Annotated in this window: 14 protein-coding genes and 1 pseudogene; 4 read left to right on the top strand and 11 right to left on the bottom strand. The window is 52.0% G+C overall.

Annotated elements, in window-relative coordinates; all coding sequences use genetic code 11:
• Positions 1-158: 158 nt before the first annotated feature.
• Entirely contained in the window at positions 159-1,070 is a 912-nt protein-coding gene (locus tag ABIE48_RS13950; protein ID WP_192714201.1) for an AraC family transcriptional regulator, read from the top strand.
• 103 nt (positions 1,071-1,173) lie between these two features.
• Here the strand turns inward: ABIE48_RS13950 and ABIE48_RS13945 are convergent.
• The 8 genes and pseudogenes from ABIE48_RS13945 to ABIE48_RS13910 form a co-directional block, all read right to left on the bottom strand.
• Positions 1,174-1,416, bottom strand: a pseudogene (locus ABIE48_RS13945) (isochorismatase family protein); the annotation flags it as partial.
• 310 nt (positions 1,417-1,726) lie between these two features.
• Entirely contained in the window at positions 1,727-2,317 is a 591-nt protein-coding gene (locus tag ABIE48_RS13940) for a DUF3995 domain-containing protein (protein ID WP_354519092.1), read from the bottom strand.
• An 11-nt stretch (positions 2,318-2,328) separates the two neighbouring features.
• A complete protein-coding gene (locus ABIE48_RS13935; RefSeq protein ID WP_186325839.1) occupies positions 2,329-3,387 on the bottom strand; it encodes a hypothetical protein in 1,059 nt (352 codons plus the stop codon).
• Positions 3,388-3,553: 166 nt separating this feature from the next.
• On the bottom strand, positions 3,554-4,213 hold the full coding sequence (locus tag ABIE48_RS13930; RefSeq protein ID WP_192714202.1) for a response regulator: 660 nt from the start codon (positions 4,211-4,213) through the stop codon (positions 3,554-3,556).
• Between the two features lie 28 nt (positions 4,214-4,241).
• Positions 4,242-5,702, bottom strand: a complete 1,461-nt coding sequence (locus tag ABIE48_RS13925; RefSeq protein ID WP_354519089.1) for a sensor histidine kinase — start codon at positions 5,700-5,702, stop codon at positions 4,242-4,244.
• A gap of 232 nt (positions 5,703-5,934) precedes the next feature.
• Positions 5,935-8,847, bottom strand: a complete 2,913-nt coding sequence (locus ABIE48_RS13920) for a glycoside hydrolase family 3 C-terminal domain-containing protein (protein WP_192714204.1) — start codon at positions 8,845-8,847, stop codon at positions 5,935-5,937.
• A 133-nt stretch (positions 8,848-8,980) separates the two neighbouring features.
• Positions 8,981-9,517 carry a stalk domain-containing protein gene (locus ABIE48_RS13915; protein ID WP_192714205.1) on the bottom strand — a complete coding sequence of 179 codons (537 nt, stop codon included), beginning with the start codon at positions 9,515-9,517 and terminating at the stop codon, positions 8,981-8,983.
• On the bottom strand, positions 9,511-9,876 hold the full coding sequence (locus tag ABIE48_RS13910; protein WP_186325841.1) for a stalk domain-containing protein: 366 nt from the start codon (positions 9,874-9,876) through the stop codon (positions 9,511-9,513). Before ABIE48_RS13910 ends, ABIE48_RS13915 begins: the two co-directional genes overlap by 7 nt.
• Before the next feature lie 259 nt (positions 9,877-10,135).
• Between ABIE48_RS13910 and rlmD the strand changes: the two genes are divergently transcribed.
• On the top strand, positions 10,136-11,545 hold the full coding sequence (rlmD, locus tag ABIE48_RS13905) for a 23S rRNA (uracil(1939)-C(5))-methyltransferase RlmD (protein WP_192715284.1): 1,410 nt from the start codon (positions 10,136-10,138) through the stop codon (positions 11,543-11,545).
• A gap of 35 nt (positions 11,546-11,580) precedes the next feature.
• Positions 11,581-12,288: a DNA alkylation repair protein gene (locus ABIE48_RS13900; protein WP_192714206.1), complete on the top strand. Its 708-nt coding sequence runs from the start codon at positions 11,581-11,583 to the stop codon at positions 12,286-12,288.
• An 80-nt stretch (positions 12,289-12,368) separates the two neighbouring features.
• On the opposite strand, the gene ABIE48_RS13895 is transcribed toward ABIE48_RS13900, so the two are convergent.
• Positions 12,369-14,075: an ABC transporter substrate-binding protein gene (locus tag ABIE48_RS13895; protein WP_145019749.1), complete on the bottom strand. Its 1,707-nt coding sequence runs from the start codon at positions 14,073-14,075 to the stop codon at positions 12,369-12,371.
• Positions 14,076-14,345: 270 nt separating this feature from the next.
• Between ABIE48_RS13895 and ABIE48_RS13890 the strand changes: the two genes are divergently transcribed.
• Positions 14,346-15,215, top strand: coding sequence for an AraC family transcriptional regulator (locus ABIE48_RS13890; RefSeq protein WP_192714207.1), 870 nt, complete (start codon positions 14,346-14,348; stop codon positions 15,213-15,215).
• A 17-nt stretch (positions 15,216-15,232) separates the two neighbouring features.
• On the opposite strand, the gene ABIE48_RS13885 is transcribed toward ABIE48_RS13890, so the two are convergent.
• Positions 15,233-16,744 (bottom strand): glycoside hydrolase family 43 protein, encoded by a 1,512-nt coding sequence (locus ABIE48_RS13885; RefSeq protein WP_192714208.1) that lies wholly within the window; start codon positions 16,742-16,744, stop codon positions 15,233-15,235.
• Positions 16,745-17,013: 269 nt separating this feature from the next.
• Positions 17,014-18,012, bottom strand: a complete 999-nt coding sequence (locus tag ABIE48_RS13880) for a cation diffusion facilitator family transporter (protein ID WP_192714209.1) — start codon at positions 18,010-18,012, stop codon at positions 17,014-17,016.

Here is an 18,012-nt window from a genome sequence, read left to right as displayed (position 1 = left end):
ATCGGCTTCTCCATTTCATAAAAAGGAGGTTCTTATGATGATTCAGGAAAATGATCTGAAGCATCTCAGACGCAGAACAATTCACTCCATCCATTCTTGCCTGATGTCAGCTCCTTTGTTATTCTTACCGTATGTTTGAACAAGGAGGCGTACTGAAAATGGATCGAGAAATGCAACCCAACGGACTCGAACCCTATTTGTCTGAATTATCCGGGCGGCTAAATCAGCTGTTGCAGACGGATGGATTACATATAACAGAGATCCCGTCGCTGCACATGATGCGGGCCACGGCGAAGTCCGAACCTATACATAGCATGTATGCGCCTTCTTTGTGTTTCATTGTCCAAGGCGCCAAATCCGCGGCGCTTGGTCAAGAGATTTACCATTACAATCCGACCACGTACCTCGTGACATCCGTCCATCTCCCGATCAAAAGTGAGATCACCGAGGCATCGCCGGAGGTTCCGTTCATTGGACTTCACCTGGAGTTTACGCCGGATCAAATTCTGGATATACTGCAGCATACGGATCTGGCTTGGCCTGAAGAATCCGAGCCGGGAAGCGGCATATTTGTCGGCAAAACCAATTCCCAACTGCTTGATGCCCTGCTGAGGCTGGTTAAATTGTTCGACCAACCTGCCGAAATCCCAATTCTGGCTCCTTTGATTACACGGGAGATTCTCTTCCGAGTTCTGCAGGGCGAGCAAGGCCATTTGGTCAAGCAGTTTGCGGTGATCGGCAGCCAGGCGCACGCCATTGCGAAGGCCATTCAGCTCATCCATCGTGATTATTCCAAACCGCTTCGCGTCGAGGAACTTGCCAAGGAAGTAAATATGGCCGCGTCGTCTTTTCATAAACATTTCAAACAGGTCACGGCTCTGAGCCCGCTGCAATATCAGAAGCGGATCCGACTCCAGGAAGCGAGACATCTCATGATCAGTGAAAAAATGGGGGCAGCCGATGCCGCTTTCCAGGTTGGTTATGAAAGTCCTTCCCAATTCAGCCGCGAGTATGCCCGATTGTATGGTCTGCCGCCTAAAAGTGATTTGAAGCAAGCCTCTATCCAGTAAGGGGGTTCCCTCATTTCCATAGGTGAAACACAATCTGCGCCACAAGAACAGCAAGCCCCGATCTCGGTGAGATTGGGGCTTGTTCTCTTCATGAAGACCATATTTAATTAAGCATGTTAATGATTTGTTCGATGGTGCGCACCTCTCCGATTCGAGGAAAAATCGCACGGAACACATTAATCATGTTCTTCCTTCGTAGATGCGGTCATCGCGTCTTCGGCAAATACTTGGTGGTATCCATGCTGATAGGCTTCACGGGCTGTCGTATCCACGCCGATGGAAGTCGAGATACAGTACGGGACGATCGTATCGATGCCTCTTCGTCTTGAAGCTGCAAGTCGAGATCCGGAGGGCGTGCTGCATCAAAGTTCTGGACAGCCGGCACGGATGCTTCCATGTTCGTCCGTTACAATAATGGATGTAAAAAAAGCTGCTTACTGTTCATGGGGATTTCCACTTTTTTATTAATGTCATAAATTATTTATCTGATGAATCATAGAATCGAGGTAGAGAAAAGCCGCTAATCTAGCGGCCTTTGATGTGTAAACCCTCAACTTTCCTTTTTTGATATCAAAAACTCAAAATATCGGAAACTCCCAATACGATCGACGCAATGAGTAGTGAAGTCAGAAGCGATACGACCACAACAAATCGAATCACCCATTGCCGGAGTCTTGGCAGCATGACCCGGAAGCATGAGCATAGTACGCGGCTGCCAGTCCGCTTAAAATGCCCATGATCAGAAACCAGGGCTCGTAAAAGCAGAGGTCCCATATAGCAAGCCGGACTTTGTCAATAACGGCCCACCCTTGAAGCTCCAAGGGAATCGCCCCCATCAGAAACAGCGTCTTGGTAACGATCCCAGTTGTCCCATGAGCTATGAGCATGGCGGAGCTGAAAAGCGTGGGAATTAGAATGAACAGCCGCGGAATCCTTCTGTGCCTGAAATGAGGTACCCAGACGGGAAACGTGAGGCCCCAAGGCTTGACAAGTCCAAGCAGAATAAAGCCGCAGATCATGATCAACACACCCGCTCCATAGCTGGCCAGGCTAAACGCTTTGGGATCGGAAAGCTGTCCATAACCGCCAATGGTGCCGGCAGCGGCTTCATAAAACCGTACAAAAACGGCATAAAACAGCGCCCACCAGAAGCCTGCATACGCGGGCCAAACCGATCGCTTGGTAAAGCGTTCAAAGGCATTCATGTCCAGGGTCGTTGAAGTATCGCTCATCTGATCTTTGTTCATGTTCACCCCTCCTAAGGCCGATTGCAATATCCGCAAGCACCTCGGCGACGGTAATAGTATGTGACGGCAGCTACGCCGAGCGCCACTCCCCAAGGCACCCATAATATCATCGGGCCAATGCCCCCTTGAACGGCGTTCAAAGGGAAACCATCGAGTGGGATGAAGTTGAAGAGGATACCCAAATAAGCAAAACTAAAAACGACGCCAGCCGCAGTGACCGGAACGGCTACGAACAGGGAGGGAATGACCGCCAGCGATATGGGCACCCTTTTACCCCCTACAAATGGAAACCAGCGCGGAAACACTTCTCCCCATTTCTTGATCAGTCCAAGGGTCAACAGCCCGCCGCCAATGCATAATGATCCAAACACCCATTCCGTAACATAAGCCATCGGATTCATCCTAGGAAAGTCCCGTACGAAGCTTGAGTCGACCCCCAAAGGAATATTAAGAGCCCAAGCAAACCGGGAAACCGCATACGGAACAGGGGCTAAAGCGGCAATGACCGTTGCGATGCGCCCCAGCCTATTCATCAGCCGGTGATTCCCGCCTTCCGACCGTCCGCAATGCATGCAGGCACGAAGCGATTTACGCCGGTATCCCAATCCGGCAAAAGTCCACAAGAAAGCGCCTAATATGCAGTACAGTTGAAAAAGCATTTGCCCGGTGAAAGTGAATTTAAATAAAAAAGCGTAAGCCATGCTCATGATCAAACTGATATCTGGGATCAACAAAATTAACGCGATTGCGAATCCCCAAGCATAACCTAGAATTAGCCAGCGCGGTAGAATGCGGGTCGGTTCGCCATGCATGACAACACCGACAAATACGCCGGCAATGCAGATCATCACGAAAATCGCTCCTGCCGGGAGTTGGGGAATATAGGTAATCAGGGCAGAAAATATCCCCATGCTTCCGTGCTTAAAAGGATATCCGTTGCCGCCTAGCAGCCAGTAAAGATGAAGTCCCCCGTAGATCAGCGACCAGATCATCGCTGCACTTCCGATCCAAGCTGGCCATCGATTCAATAATCCGCCGATTCCCTTTTTCCGTCGAACAATCGCAGTCATCGCACTCACCCTTATCATGTATTTTTTGCAGACGCGAAGGTCTACAATCTTCTGCTTCGTTCATGATGATACATGAGGGTGCATGGTTTGAAACGCTTCCGGAGGACCGTTTCAACACCCGACCGGAGATCCGTTTACGGCAGGACCGGAACGTTCGTTCAGTGGTCTAGTTGGGCCGCATCAACCCTTTCTGCCAGGCAAACACGGCTGCTTTGGTCCGATCCAGCATATGGAGTTTGCTCAAAATATTGCTGACGTGGCCCTTCACTGTTTTTTCGCTGATGATGAGCTTCTCGGCAATTTCGGCATTCGACAGCCCTTCGGCAATCAGACGCAGCACCTCAAGCTCACGATCGCTTAACTCGGCAAAGGGGCTGGCATCCTCCCGCCGCGAATCCCGAATTTCCTGAACGACACGGGCGGCCACCCGCGGATGCATCATCGATTCTCCACGAACGGATTGTCTTACCGTTTCGACCAAACGGCCCGGTTCGATATCCTTCAGTATATAAGAGAGCGCCCCAGCCCGAAGTGCGGGAAAAATGTGCTGATCATCGTGAAATGAGGTCAACACAATAACCTGCGATCTTGGACTGACCTGCTTTACCATCTGGGTTGCTTCAACGCCGCCGATGCCAGGCATAACCAAGTCCATCAGCACGATATCGGGTACCAGTTCCCTGGCCATTCGAATGGCTTGTTCTCCTGAATCCGCCTCCCCAACGACCAGACAGTCCGGCTGTATTTTAAATAATGCGTGCAATCCTTGCCTTACAATCGCGTGATCATCGACAATCAGAATGGTGATCTGTTCCGATTCTGTCATTACGGCTCACTCCCACTTATGAAATCTTTCATTTTTCGAGACCTCCGCTTATTTCCTTCTGATTACCACGAGAATCGCATTGTGCTGTTATCAAGGTACCTTTGCCTGGTTCACTCCAAATGTCAAGTTTTCCACCCAGAGCCGCCATGCGCTCCTTCATGGATGAAAGCCCGACGCCGGGACGGATGTGCAGTTCATCAAAACCGCGTCCGTTATCCCGAATCATTAGCGTTATGGAATCGCTGCACTCCAAACGGATCGTCACTTCCCCTGCCCCGCTGTGACGGGCGGCATTGGACAAGGCTTCCTGGGCAATCCGATAGAAAGCTTCCTCGATGGCCGGTAGGGCCTCATTATCGCCGAGGGAATCAAATGCTGCCGTAATGCCGGTCTGCTCCTGCCAGGCACTTACATACTCCGAGAGCGCCCTGGGCAGATCTTTACCCTCCAATGCAATCGGCCGCAATTCCAATATAAGCGCATTCAGCTCCCTCTGCATATGGTCAATCAGCTTTTCTGCTTCCGCCAAATGCGATTTGGCGGCTGCTCCATCCTGTTCAATCAAGGATCTTCCGGTACTTACCCAAATGGAGACCGCAAACATTTGCTGCTTAATACTGTCATGCAGCTCCCGTGCCAGACGATTGCGCTCCTCGATCGCTGCCAAATCCTGCTGCGTCCGCATCAGCTGTTTGAGCTGTCCGGCCATATGATTTAGCCTGTGACCCAGCTGTCCCAACTCGTCACCGGCATGGTCCTGTACAAACACGGAGAAATCGCCTACGCTCCAGCGGTTCGCCGATGTGAGAAACTTGTGGATCCGACGGACGAGACTCCGAGATGTTACAATGCCGAATGCAATACCGACAATTGTGGCGCCAGTCAGAAAACCCAACAAACTGATACCGAAAAAACTTGCCGCATTCGGAATAAACTGGCTGATGCTTTGGGATGCGAGATGGATATGGCTCGCTTTGACGACTAGAACCGCCCGGACTTCAACGTGATTAGCAATTGGCGCCACGATATATACAGTATCTTTGACCTTAGCTGTGTAAGTCCTCATTGTTTTGGCCACAGTGGGCTCTAGTGCAGAGGCAGACTGGATATTCAGCCGGACTTTATCAGGCAATGGCAGCGATTGGCTCTCTTGCCCAATCTCACCGGAAACAGCCAGCAACTCGCCGTCAGGGCCAACCACCGCCGAATAACCTTGGAATTCAGCGCCGAATTCGGCTGGCCACTCCTGTAGGGCTTGATCAAGTTTGTTTTGGTTGATATATGGCCCGATGAAGCTTGAAACAGCATTTTGGGCAACCGTCCCAACTTGCATGGCAAAGACTTTGTTCGTATTCAGATTCACAAAAGCGTAATACCCCAAAACGGCAATCATCTCAAGCAGGATCATGACGACAATCGTTGTAAGGATATAAAAAAAAGTCAACTTCCACTGCAGCCGGTAAAAAGGCCCGGATTTGTTCGCTAACACGGCGAATCCCCTCTTCTTCAGATCAAATCATGTCGCACCCTCGGCTTCGGATAGGCGATTCGATTATAGCATGGAAACATTGACCAGTATATTGAGCACTACGATAATGAATCGACGAAAAAGGAAATAAACCCGTCTCAGACAAGACGGGTTTATTTCCAATGGAATCGAAATTTTTTCGGACTCAAGTCCATACATGGATGAAATCATTAACGTCGGGAATTGACGGCCATCATAAAAACTGGAAATGGCTGATCGACACGTGTCCTTTAATGACCAAATACACATTCTGACTTCCGTGTATTCCGCTCAGCTTGCAGGAATAATCCTGCCATGTCTGTAAGTCGCCTGAAGTTAGAGTTATGCGGCCTGCAGGCAGTCCTTCAGGATGATCCAGCCGCACTTCAACGACGGCATCCCCCGCTCCGGCCGCCCGGATTCGCAGCGTATCCACACCGCTCTCAAACTTGGCATCCTTGAAAGCGATCCATCCGGCTTGATCCTTCACAACGACAGCACTGCCGCCTTCCGTACACTCACCAATCAGAACGCCTTCGTAATCGTCGTAATTGATGGCTTTCGTTGATTGCGTGAGGTCACGCGGCGGAATGGTCTCCCCGTCTACAACCAGCTCGGCTGTCAGCGGCAGGTTCTCCGAAGAAGCGCCGGCCATCATCATATAGGTGCCGGTCTCGATGCAGTAGCGCTCGCGGGTAACATCCCAGATCGCCAGCTGATCGAGCGGAACTTCAAAGGACACATCGGCCGTCTCACCCGGTTGAAGCATCACTCTGCGGAATCCAAGCAGCTGCTTGCGCGGACGCTTGACGCGGGACCGATTTGCCCGGCCGTACAGCTGCACCACTTCCTCACCTGCCACTTCACCGATGTTGGTTACCCTGCATGTCAGACGAACCGTTTGATCCGTGCCCGCCGTAAGCTTTTCCTTCGCAAGCTGCAGCCCATCGTACCGGAAGCTGGTGTAGGACAAGCCGTGTCCAAACGGATACAGAGCCTCGCCCTCGAAGTATTGGTACGTTCTGCCGTGCTTAATGACATCATAGTCCATAAATTCCGGCAGCTGGTCGACGGATTTGTACCACGTCATATTCAGTCGTCCCGCCGGGTTGGTGTCCCCGAACAGCACGTCTGCCAAAGCATGACCCAGTTCCTGGCCGGCATGGGACGTGTACAGAACGGACGGTACATTCGCGTCCACCCAGTTTAGCGCGTACGGGTAACTGCCTACGACGACGACCACCGTGTTCGGATTGGCTGCATAAACCTCCTGAATCAGCTTCTCCTGCGATTCCGGAAGTGTAATGTCCGGACGGTCGATCGTCTCCTTGCCGTTAATCAGCGGATGGTTGCCGACGAACACAACCGCCAGCTCCGCTTCCGCTGCTGCTTCTTTGGCAGTCTGAAGCTTGTCCGTGACGATTTCCAGCTCGAACAGATCGGCATGGACGATCGGGGCATCCTCACCGGATACCTCGGCAGCACCTGCAACGTTGATCTCATTCGCAGTCTCCGACGCTTGGCCGTCACCAACCAGCAGCTGACCTGATTCGGCATGCACCGTCACCGGTGTACCGTTCCATGTTGAGAAGGTTACGCACCCTTGCCCATCCTCGGCAGGATGGATGAGGAAGACTTCTTTGGTAAACCACTCCCATATTTGTTCGGACGACGCTTTAACGATCTTATCGTCAGTTGTCAGGTAGCGGCCATTGTCTTCGGCGATCAAGGTGTGGCTTCCCCAGCCCCAATCCGTCATTTCAAACACAGACGCATCCAGAGCATTTTCGGTCGTTGCAGCCAGCGCAGCCTCTTCTCCGGCCTGAATTCGCACATACCGCCCGGTCTTTTTGGATTTAAGCCGAATCCGGTCCGTTCCCCCGCTGTAACATGTCTTGCCGTTCGTTCCTGCCCCGGAAAGCTTCTCTTGGATGCCCTCAAGCGGTGTGACGGCATAAGGGAGCGAGCCGCTGTACCAATCCCGGTACACCATTCCGGCGAGCGGCCCGATCACGGCCACTTTGTTCAGCTTGTCTGCATTGAGCGGGAGAAGCCCACGGTCATTCTTCAGCAGCACCATTGCCTTACGGGCGGCTTCCCGGGACAGCTCCGCATGCTCTGGCCGCAGGATTACGGATTCATCGATCACAGCATACGGGTTGCCCTCTTCAGGATCGAATTCGCCGAGCCGGAAGCGGACCCGGAAGGTATTCGTCAGTGCGGCGTCAAGATCGCTCTCGGCCAGCAGTCCCTCACGCAGCGCTTCACGCAGCGCATCCTTGATCACAGCCGAATCGTCCGTGATGCTGTCAATCCCGCCATCTTTAACGGAGCGGGCGACGGCCTCCTTATACGTATCCAGGTATCCATGATCGCGGACGGTACCAGTCACGTCGAAGGCATCGCTTACAACAAAACCGTCCATGCCCCACTCGTCTTTGACGATGGCTTTGACGTCAGGGCTCAGGTTCGCCGGCACGCCGTTGATGGCGTTGTAAGCCGTCATCATGGACTGGGCGCCGCCTTCCTTGAACGGAATCTCAAACGCTTTCAAATAATATTCCCGCATGTTGCGCGGATCAATGCTGACCGAAGCGTCACCCCGGCCAACTTCGTTATTATTCGCAATAAAGTGCTTCAAAGTGGCAACCGCTTTCAAGTATACAGGATGATCGCCTTGAATGCCCTGAATGAGCGCGGAAGCCAGTTTCCCGGTCAGGATCGGGTCTTCTCCGTAGGCTTCTTCTGTTCTGCCCCAGCGTGGGTCGCGTTCCAAATCGACGGTCGGAGCCCACAGGGTCAATCCGTTTACTTCGGGATTGCGGCGGTAGAACCCTCTAGCCTCATCACCGATGACGCTGCCGATTCGTTTCATGAGTTCCGTGTCCCACGTACAGCCAAGGCCGATCGGCTGCGGAAATCCGGTCGCTTCTCCCAGCCACGCCATGCCGTGGGCTGCTTCCGTTCCGTGTTTATACGCTTTCACACCGAGCCGCTCGACGGCAGCTTGATATTGAACCATCAGCTCCACTTTTTCTTCCAGTGTAAATCGGGAGACCAGGTCTCTCACTCGTTCTTCTAAAGGTAAGGATGTATTCTGAAATGGATAGTCGGTCTGTGCTGGCATCGTTATCATCTCCTTCAGGCGTATTTTAAGCCATATCGGTTTCAGGAGATACCCGGATAATTAGAGGCGTTTTCATATAGAATTCATAGAAAGACTTTCCGTTTGATCACGATGAGGAAAGATTCGTATGTTCCTAATTCATTGGTGCGTATTCGGCAAACCCCGTCGTCAATGTTCTTATGCGGATGTCGACGCGCTCCACCTTCCAAGCCCCTCCTATCCAGATGAGCGTAACGGTCCGATCCTCAATGTATTGATCCTCTCCCGTCAGCCCGTTCCCTAACGGAGCCGATTGTGTAAACGTGGCGGCAGTTTTGCCGGTATATTCGGGCAGGGTTACCGGATCTTTATAGCGGCCGGCTGCCTGCAGCCCTTGATCATGAATCAGCGTACGGATGAAGCGTTCGGTAAAATAGGGTTTGTAATGTGCGCTCACGTATTTGGCGTCCAGATTTTGGACTTCGTTTAGCTTATCCGACAACAACTTCATGCGGGCGGAGGTCAGTTTTTGGGTACCCGGCATAGAAATAGGGGATGGTGACGGTTTAATTTGGATCCGGATTCCTTCCAGCTTCGCCGTGGCAAGCTTGGACGGCCCATCCCACTCAACTGTAGCTCCCAGTGCTGCTGCGACAAATTTTAATGGGACATAGACACTCCCATTCAACACTTGGACGGGAGCTCCCATATCGGCATGCTCGCGATGCGGCAGGTCCGGATATTCAGGAAATTCTCCTCTCGATGGGGTGTCCACGATGGCCCGCTTGAAATTTGCAGCCAGCCGAATGGTAAGATCGTTTTTGCGATAACCAATTCCTTTTCTGCAGGAAACCATTCTAGACGGGCTCCCAACGGTTCGATTAGAGGCCGGACCGGGACGAGGAGATGTCCTTGGTTCCATTCTGCATTTTGAACTGCTACCGACGGTGGGCCTGCTGCGGCTTGTGCAGATTCATTCATCGCAAATCCCATCATTTCTAATCCCGTTGTGGCCATCGTTATCCATAATAATAATTTCAGCTTTTTCATATGAAACAGGTCCCCTCTGCTGCTTTTTAAGATATAAACGCTGCCCAACAGGAAATGTCACGAAAAATGCAGAACCCGGCGGCGGAACATGGCATTCCTACCTGGCCGCGTGGTATAGTGAAACGAAGAACAAGCGATGGAGTGTAGAACGAACATGAATGAACGAAAACATCCCAATAACAAACGACAGTCCCAAGCCGGGACTCATTTATATCGAAAGGATGCAGCTGCTCGCAAAAGCTTTCGCAAAAATGAGCCGATGAAGCAGACGCCTGGCTCTGCCCGCGATCATGCCGATGAGCTTCGGACCGGCGACCGCATCGTCGTGACCATCAAACGTTTGGGTATTAACGGTGAGGGCGTAGGTTATTATCGGCGGAAGGCGGTTTTTATCGACGGAGCGCTGTCCGGTGAAGTCGTCAAGGCCGAGGTAACCGAAGTGCAGCCTAAGTTTATCAAAGCGCAGCTTACAGAGGTGGAGAAACGATCTCCCCACCGGATTGAACCTCCCTGCCCGGTTTTCGGCGTATGCGGCGGCTGCCAGATTCAGCATATCTCGTATGAAGGACAACTGCAGGCCAAAACGGACATTGTCCGCGAAGCGTTCAACCGGTATGCCGGTATCGACCAGCTCAAGCTGAAGCCGATCCTGGGCATGGACCACCCTTGGGGATACCGCAACAAAGCCCAGCTGCAAGTAGAACGCCGAAACGGCGAAATCATAGCGGGGCTGTATGAAGCCGACAGCCACAGCATCGTGGATATCAGCGGCTGTCCAATCCAGCATTCAAAGGTGAATGAAGCCGTGGAGAAAGTGAAATCCGTGCTGGAAGAACTGCGCATCCCGCTGGCCAAAGAAAACGGCAGTAAAGAAGGCGTGCGTACGATCGTGGTGCGTCACGGCTTTCAATCCGACCAGCTGCAGGTGACATTGGTTTGCGCAAACAGCAGCCTTCCGCGTCAGGACGATCTCATCCGTCTGCTCAGATTGTCTATCGACGGATTGGCAGGAATCGCCCTGAACGTCAATCCGAAGCGGACCTCGCTGATCTTCGGAGACCGGACCATCACCATATGGGGGGCCGATTCGATGCAGGAATCCTTGAGCGATTTGGAATTCTCCCTATCGCCGCGAGCGTTCTTTCAGCTCAATCCGCAGCAGACCGTGAAGCTGTACGAATCGGTCCGGGCAGCTGCCGGCCTGACCGGCCGCGAGACGGTCATTGATGCTTACTGCGGCACCGGCACGATCGGACTCTGGCTGGCCCCGCACGCCAAGGAAGTCCGTGGGATCGAGACGATCGCAGAAGCTGTTGAGGATGCCAACCGGAATGCCGAGCGCAACGGCCGTCATAACGCCAGCTTCCATGTAGGCGAAGCGGAGGATTTGCTCCCGCGATGGGTCAAAGCGGGACTTCGCCCGGACGTCATCGTCGCCGACCCGCCGCGAACCGGACTAGACCGCCGCTTCCTGGAAACCGTTCTGAAAACGAAGCCCAACCGTTTCGTGTATGTATCCTGTAACCCTTCCACATTGGCAAAAGATAGCAAGGTGCTGATCGACGGCGGTTATGAGCTCCAGTGGGCCCAGCCCGTGGACATGTTTCCTCAGACGAGCCATGTGGAGTGCTGTTCGCTGTTCGTTTGGAACGGCAAAAGCGGAAAATAAATGCGGCAACAATTTGAAGAAGGAGGTGTCAATGCATGGATTTTAACGAGGTCATGCAGGAACTTGAATCTCTCGGCAAGGAACGGCTCAAGAAGCAGTATATGTCCAATGGAGCACACGAACCGCTTTTTGGCGTAGCGACAGGTGCCATGAAACCCATGGCCAAGAAGATCAAAATCGATCAATCGTTGGCTGAGCAGCTGTACGCCACAGGAAACTATGACGCCATGTACTTTGCCGGCATCATTGCCGATCCGAAAGCGATGACCGAAGCGGATTTTGAGCGTTGGATTCAGGGGGCCTATTTTTATATGCTGTCCGATTACGTGGTGGCGGTAACCTTGGCGGAAACCGATATTGCGCAGCAAGTCGCCGATCAATGGATCGCAAGCAGTGAGGAGCTGAAAATGTCGGCGGGCTGGAGCTGTTATTGCTGGCTTCTAGGCAGCCGGCCGGACGCTCAATTTGACGAAAGCAAACTCGCGGATATGCTGGAATTGGTGGCAAAGACAATCCACGAATCTCCGGAACGCACAAAATCGGCGATGAACAATTTTATATACACGGTTGCCGTATCCTATTTGCCGCTTCATGATAAAGCGGTCGAGACTGCAAAAGCAGTCGGTCCGGTAGAAATGAAGCGCGATCCTAAAAAAAGCAGCATCCTAAATGCTTCGGAAAGCATTCAAAAAGCGGTGGATAAACAACAGCTCGGCTTTAAACGCAGATATGTAAGATGTTAATTGCAGATATGTAATCTATTAAACGCAGAAGATGCACAGAAGGAGCTAAAGACTCCTTTTGTGCATCTTTTTATGCGCGTTTATTTACCGCTCCACAGCTCCACTCTCGCTTTGACCAGCTCCGTATATTGCTTTTCCATCTCCACGGCGCCCGCGTCGTCGAGCTCCTTCAGCATGCCGTCAAAGATCGCATCGAACTGCTCGGGTTTTGCCAGAACGGCTTCCGGGATCCGTTTGCGGATAATATCCTGCGTTTTCTGATAAATCACGTTATAATTGCCGTCCTGCGGAGCTGCAATATTCCAGGCAGCACCCCACGGCTTTACAGGAAATTCCTTGCTCGATGGGAACAGGTCTTTCCAGGTGGTTGCTCCGTAGGCCTCAAGCGTTTCCTTTTCAGGCTTGGTGTATGAGGCGATAATTTGTTCAGGAAAATTCGTCGTATAGTAGTTTCCTGTGGCGTCCTTGACACCGTCACCGTAGTGAGCCGACATGTTTCCGTACAAGCCGATCCCGGTGGTTTTCGTAAAGTTGGCATTATCATTCACTTTCTTATCCAGCACTTCTTGGGGAATAACCCTTTTGCCATCCACCACATTATAGTGCTTGCCTTCAATCCCCCAGTTGATCAGGACCTGTCCTTCATCCGATGCAAGGAAGTCGAGGAACTTGATCGCCCGTACGGGATCTTTGCACGCGGTCGTAATGCCAACGCCCCAGCCGGACATAAATCCGGTATCCTGGAAGTTATGATCCTTGTACTCTTCCGACATGGTCACCGGAAAATGGGCGTAGGTGCGCTCCGCCTTCCCGCTGGACTTCAGGGCATTCTCCGCATCCGCATATCCCCATTTGGCGTCAATCAGGCCGAGGACGCGGCCGCTGGCGATTTTGGACTTATACTGATCGCTCTTTTGGACAAACGTTTCTTTATCCAGCAGACCCACATTGTACATATGGTTCAGCCAGCGGAAGTATTCCTTTTCCTCCGGCCGCTTATAGTGCAGCTTGGCTTCAAAGGTGTCCGGATTAATGTAGTATTCACCGTCGTCCTTAAGTCCGGTAGCATACACTGCGGGGTTCGTGACCGTGATCATGATTCTCCAGTCATCGGCGTCCAAAGTTAACGGAATGGTCGGCTTGCCGTCAATGGTGGGATGCTTATCCTTGTACTGCTGGAGAACGTTTTCAAAATCTTTGACGGTTCTGACTTTCGGGTAACCCAGTTCCTTCAGCACCGCATTTTGGATTTCAAAGCCGCTGCCGGCGTCAAAGTCCTGCTGATCAACAGCCGCGTTACTTGGTATGACATAGATAGATTTGTCGTCGTTGCTGTATGGCAGGCGGTTCATATACTTGCCATATACCTTTTTCAGATTGGGTGCATACTTGTCGATCAAATCGGTCAAGTCGATCATGGCCCCGGCTTCCACCAATTTGTCGACATCGCCTTTGCCGTAAATCAGATCCGGATAATCACCGCTCGCCGCCATAAGCGATATTTTATCCGCTCCCGCGCCAGATACGGCGTATTCCGCATCCAGGGTCACCCCTGTCCTTTTGGTGATCTCTTGGCCAACCTCATCCTGCATTTTGTTCCAGTTCGGGCTCGCGTCCGCCCCAAAAAACGAAAATGTGATCGGGCTCGTATCGTCCGCTTTGGAGTCCTGCGTGCTGCCGGCCGAATCGGCTGGCTTGCCATTCCCTGAACTGCTGCACCCTGCCGAAATGAACAGCATGCCGGCGAGAAGAAGCAGCCCGAATTTTTTCCCAACTGTACCTGTCATGGTCATGTTCCCCCTTATTTCTGTTAAGAATGCGTTTGCATTTTTGGGTTTAGCAAAGCTGATTGACTTTAGCTCTCCCGGTTATCCTTCCGTATGTGCGTGAAGTAAAAACGTTTTCGGAAATATCCTTGAAAAACATCCCTCCTCTACCGGTTTCCGGTTTGGTTAATAGCAATTGTAATTCGTAATCTACAAGCAAACCTTGATTTTTAAGTCGCGGTTATAGGATGATATAGACATCAAACCATACTTTTTCGGGTGGGATCCTCCATGAGCATCAACGTGTATTTAAACTGGTTTACAACCGACGAGCAGTTTCCGTTTTTCATCCAGTATGGAGGTCATGACGAAGACATGCAGCTGCATAAGCACATCGACTTTTGCGAGCTGGTGATCGTACTGAACGGACATGCTACGCATATCGTCAACAACGAGGCTTCTTTTATCAAAAAAGGCAACGTGTTTGTTATTAATGGCGGCACGCAGCATGCCTACAAGGATCCGTACGATTTTAAAATTTGCAACATCATGTTTAAGCCCGATATGCTGAAATATGCCGGCCCGGATTTAAGGGCTTCTCAAGGATTTCAGGCGCTTTTTATTTTGGAACCGCTTTATCGCCATCTGCATCCTTATGAAAGTAAACTCAATATTCCGCTGTCCAATCTCGAACATATGGCTTCGGTCATTTCCGATATGATTGACGAATACCACCATCGGCACCAAGGTTATCAGACGATGCTGGCGTCACGGTTTATGGAGCTTGCCGTATACTTTTCCAGGCTCTATGAGCACCAGGATCAGGGCGTCGAGAGCAATCTGATGCATTTGGCAAATGCAGTATCCTATATCGAAGACCACTATCTCGAACCGGTGACCCTGGAAGAAATCGCGGATAAGTCCCGGATTTCCGTACGGCACCTGAACCGGATCTTTCGGGCATATTATCAGACGTCGCCGATGGCGTATCTTCAGCGGCTTCGCCTGGAACGGGCATGCATCCTGCTCAAGCAGACGAACCTTTCGATCACCGAAATCTCATACGAATGCGGGTATAACGACAGCAATTATTTGACACGCCAGTTTAGAAAAACTTACGGCATGACACCCAAAGCATTCCGGAAAAGCGTGCAGCCGTAAGGGCTGGAGCACCAGCGTCAGCCAACCGGATCATACTCGAACCAATCGAACGACGCAGGAGCAGGCTCATCATAGGCAGATACCGCGTACATCGCCACGAATACCCCGGTGAATCCCCCGGCCACTTCCGTGGAAAGCAGGTGGGTCTCCCCCCAGCCGATTTCCGTCAGTTCTGCTCCCGGCTGCCTGTAATAAAACAGAAATTTGTCAGGCTGTACCTCGATCTTCAACTCCAGAGGCCCTGCCGGACATACATGTTCTTTCTCCACGCTTAAGGAACCGACAGTGCGCCGAAGCCGTATCTTCTTGACTCCATTTCTTGACGTAACGGCAAGATCATAGTGATACTTCTCATTCATATAAACGGTTAACCCGGCTTCTTCCCCGTCTCCGACTGGTTCATATTCCATGGCTGCCGAAATATTGCAGGTAAAATGGCACAGACGGCGGCCAACAAACGCCGGAGAGCCGGTGTCGGACAGCGTCGTCCGATTTCCGCGAAGTTCCAGGTGCCCTGGCCGCCGCTCCAAAGACCAGCTACCAGGAGCGGGATTACGCAAAAAGGTCCACTCCAGCTGAAGCTGTGAGGCGTCAAAGTCATCCCTTGCCGGCTTACCGTCCCAGCGGACGGCAGGCAAATTCGGCGAGTCCATAACGGGTTCGATGTGTCCGCCTGCTCCGATGATCGGCCAACCGTCCGTCGTCCAGGTTACCGGCGCAAGCATCACTTCCCGGCCGAGGTGGTGGCGCATCGGATAGGACGGTGGCCGGATCCCCAAACAAACCGCCCACCAGCTTCCATCATGAGCTTGTACCAGATCGGCATGACCTGTAGCATGGATGGTGCTCTTCAGGCTCCGGTTCGAAAGAATCGGATTATACGGGCAAGAATCATAAGGTCCATAGGGATCGTTGCTTCTGGCGATCGTCACCATATGTCCGAACTCCGTTCCGCCTTCGGCGATCATCAAGTAATAATACTCCCCGATTTTGTAGAGATGCGGCGCCTCGGGATGCGACCCTCCGGTTCCCTGCCAGATCAAGCGGCTTTCTGTGAGCATCTCACCGGTTTCCTTATCGATCTCGCACTGATAAATCCCGTCTCCCTCGTCTCCCATTCGGGTCGACTGGAAATACACACGGCCGTCCTCATCGAAAAACAAAGATGGATCGATCCCGCCCTGCGCAACGGGTATCGGATCGGACCAGGGTCCGGCTGCTTCCACACTGGTCACATAAAAATTCCCGATCCCGCTAACATTGGTCGTTGTCATATAAAACATACCGTCATGGTAGCGGAGGGTTGGCGCGTAAATGCCGCCTGAGCTGCCTGCACCCGCCAGCGGCAGCTGCTGCTCGTTCGTCAGGCAATGCCCGATTTGCCGCCAATGCACCAAATCTTTGCTGTGAAAAATAGGCACCCCCGGAAAATACTCGAATGTGCTGGTGACCAGATAATAATCGTCACCGACCCGGCAGATGCTGGGATCCGGATGAAACCCTGGAATGACGGGGTTGGTATACTGCATCGATACTCAGCTCCTAATCGTGATGATTCCACATTTGACTCTATGAGAGCGGTTACGCCAATTTGTTCTGGGTTCACCCGGCTCTGTCCATATTCTAAACGGTTGCCTGCAGTCAAACCTTGATGATCAAGTCAGGAAAATAGCATGATCTAGACATTTAAGCCACAAGATATGGCACATTTGACACCCAGCCATCCATCCGGATTCGTGCAGCCCAATACAAAAAAGCCCGCATTCTGCGGACTTTTCAAATATCTTAATTCTAGCGATTACGAAAACTCATTCAAATGCTCCGGCGTCCAATTTTTCACACCGTTATCTTCGATGATGCCCAATACGACATCCGATATATCCGGATCCGAGCTGAGCTGGTCCTGGACGCGGAACTTAATATCATCGGCATCGGCCAGCGACAGGCCGCTCCGAAGTTCGATCATCGTATCCACATGATAGTATCGGCCTTCCTGGATAATCCGCAGACCGTTGATGTCGGTGACGTCCTGATCGGACAAGATGATGGAGGACACCTTCTCCGCCACGTCGCGCGGCGCAGCCACACCGATTAGTCCGACCATATTATCATAGCCTACACGAAAAGCCACGGCCACCATCAACACCCCGATGATGACGGTCACGATGCCGTCCAGTGCTTTAAAGGCTGTAAATGTCGTGACGACAACAGCGACAAGAGCCAGAAACGCACCGGTGACCGCTACCAAATCCTCATAAAAGACCAGCCGCGTCGGAGGTGCTGAGCGTGATACATGCTTGAAGGACATAGGGATGAGTGAGATCCCGGAGGCCTCAATCCTTGCTTCTCGGGCAATTTCCTTCATCACCTTAAATAAAATCGCGCCATCGATCACCAGGTTCAGAATAAGCGCACCCACGTTAATCCAAAAAGCTCCGCCCGCTTTGGCCGGATGATGAATCAAATGCCATCCTTCCCGAATCGTTTCATAAGCCATAATCGTCACCACAATGACGGCGACCATGCAGAAAATGTTGATCACCCGGCCGAATCCGGTCGGAAATTTACGGTTGGGCTTTCTTTCCGCAAGCACGCTTCCGGCAAACACAAACCCTTGGTTTACACAGTCCGCAAGCGAGTGCATCGCCGATGCAAACATCGCCCCGCTGCCGCTCAAAGCGGCCCCCACCCCTTTGGCTGCAGCGATGACCGCATTGCCGAGCATAGCGATCGCCGATGATTTGTTTCCCTTTTTGATGAGTGCCAGCCAAAGCTCCCGTTCCTGCTGCTGCGCCAT

The sequence above is a fragment of the Paenibacillus sp. OAE614 genome, from assembly GCF_040546645.1.
Lineage (GTDB): Bacteria > Bacillota > Bacilli > Paenibacillales > Paenibacillaceae > Paenibacillus_AQ > Paenibacillus_AQ favisporus.
Note: the sequence above shows the minus strand (reverse complement) of the source record. Positions and strands in the feature narration are given on the sequence as shown.

Excerpts from the sequence above, each read along its gene's own strand:
- ABIE48_RS13880 (WP_192714209.1), bottom strand. The coding sequence starts at position 18,012 with ATGGCGCAGCAGCAGGAACGGGAGCTTTGGCTGGCACTCATCAAAAAG.
- ABIE48_RS13920 (WP_192714204.1), bottom strand. The coding sequence starts at position 8,847 with ATGCCAGCACAGACCGACTATCCATTTCAGAATACATCCTTACCTTTA.
- ABIE48_RS13940 (WP_354519092.1), bottom strand. The coding sequence starts at position 2,317 with ATGAACAAAGATCAGATGAGCGATACTTCAACGACCCTGGACATGAAT.
- ABIE48_RS13885 (WP_192714208.1), bottom strand. The coding sequence starts at position 16,744 with ATGCAGTATACCAACCCCGTCATTCCAGGGTTTCATCCGGATCCCAGC.
- ABIE48_RS13895 (WP_145019749.1), bottom strand. The coding sequence starts at position 14,075 with ATGACAGGTACAGTTGGGAAAAAATTCGGGCTGCTTCTTCTCGCCGGC.
- rlmD (WP_192715284.1), top strand. The coding sequence starts at position 10,136 with ATGAAGCAGACGCCTGGCTCTGCCCGCGATCATGCCGATGAGCTTCGG.
- ABIE48_RS13930 (WP_192714202.1), bottom strand. The coding sequence starts at position 4,213 with ATGACAGAATCGGAACAGATCACCATTCTGATTGTCGATGATCACGCG.
- ABIE48_RS13950 (WP_192714201.1), top strand. The coding sequence starts at position 159 with ATGGATCGAGAAATGCAACCCAACGGACTCGAACCCTATTTGTCTGAA.
- ABIE48_RS13935 (WP_186325839.1), bottom strand. The coding sequence starts at position 3,387 with ATGACTGCGATTGTTCGACGGAAAAAGGGAATCGGCGGATTATTGAAT.
- ABIE48_RS13900 (WP_192714206.1), top strand. The coding sequence starts at position 11,581 with ATGGATTTTAACGAGGTCATGCAGGAACTTGAATCTCTCGGCAAGGAA.
- ABIE48_RS13910 (WP_186325841.1), bottom strand. The coding sequence starts at position 9,876 with ATGAAAAAGCTGAAATTATTATTATGGATAACGATGGCCACAACGGGA.
- ABIE48_RS13890 (WP_192714207.1), top strand. The coding sequence starts at position 14,346 with ATGAGCATCAACGTGTATTTAAACTGGTTTACAACCGACGAGCAGTTT.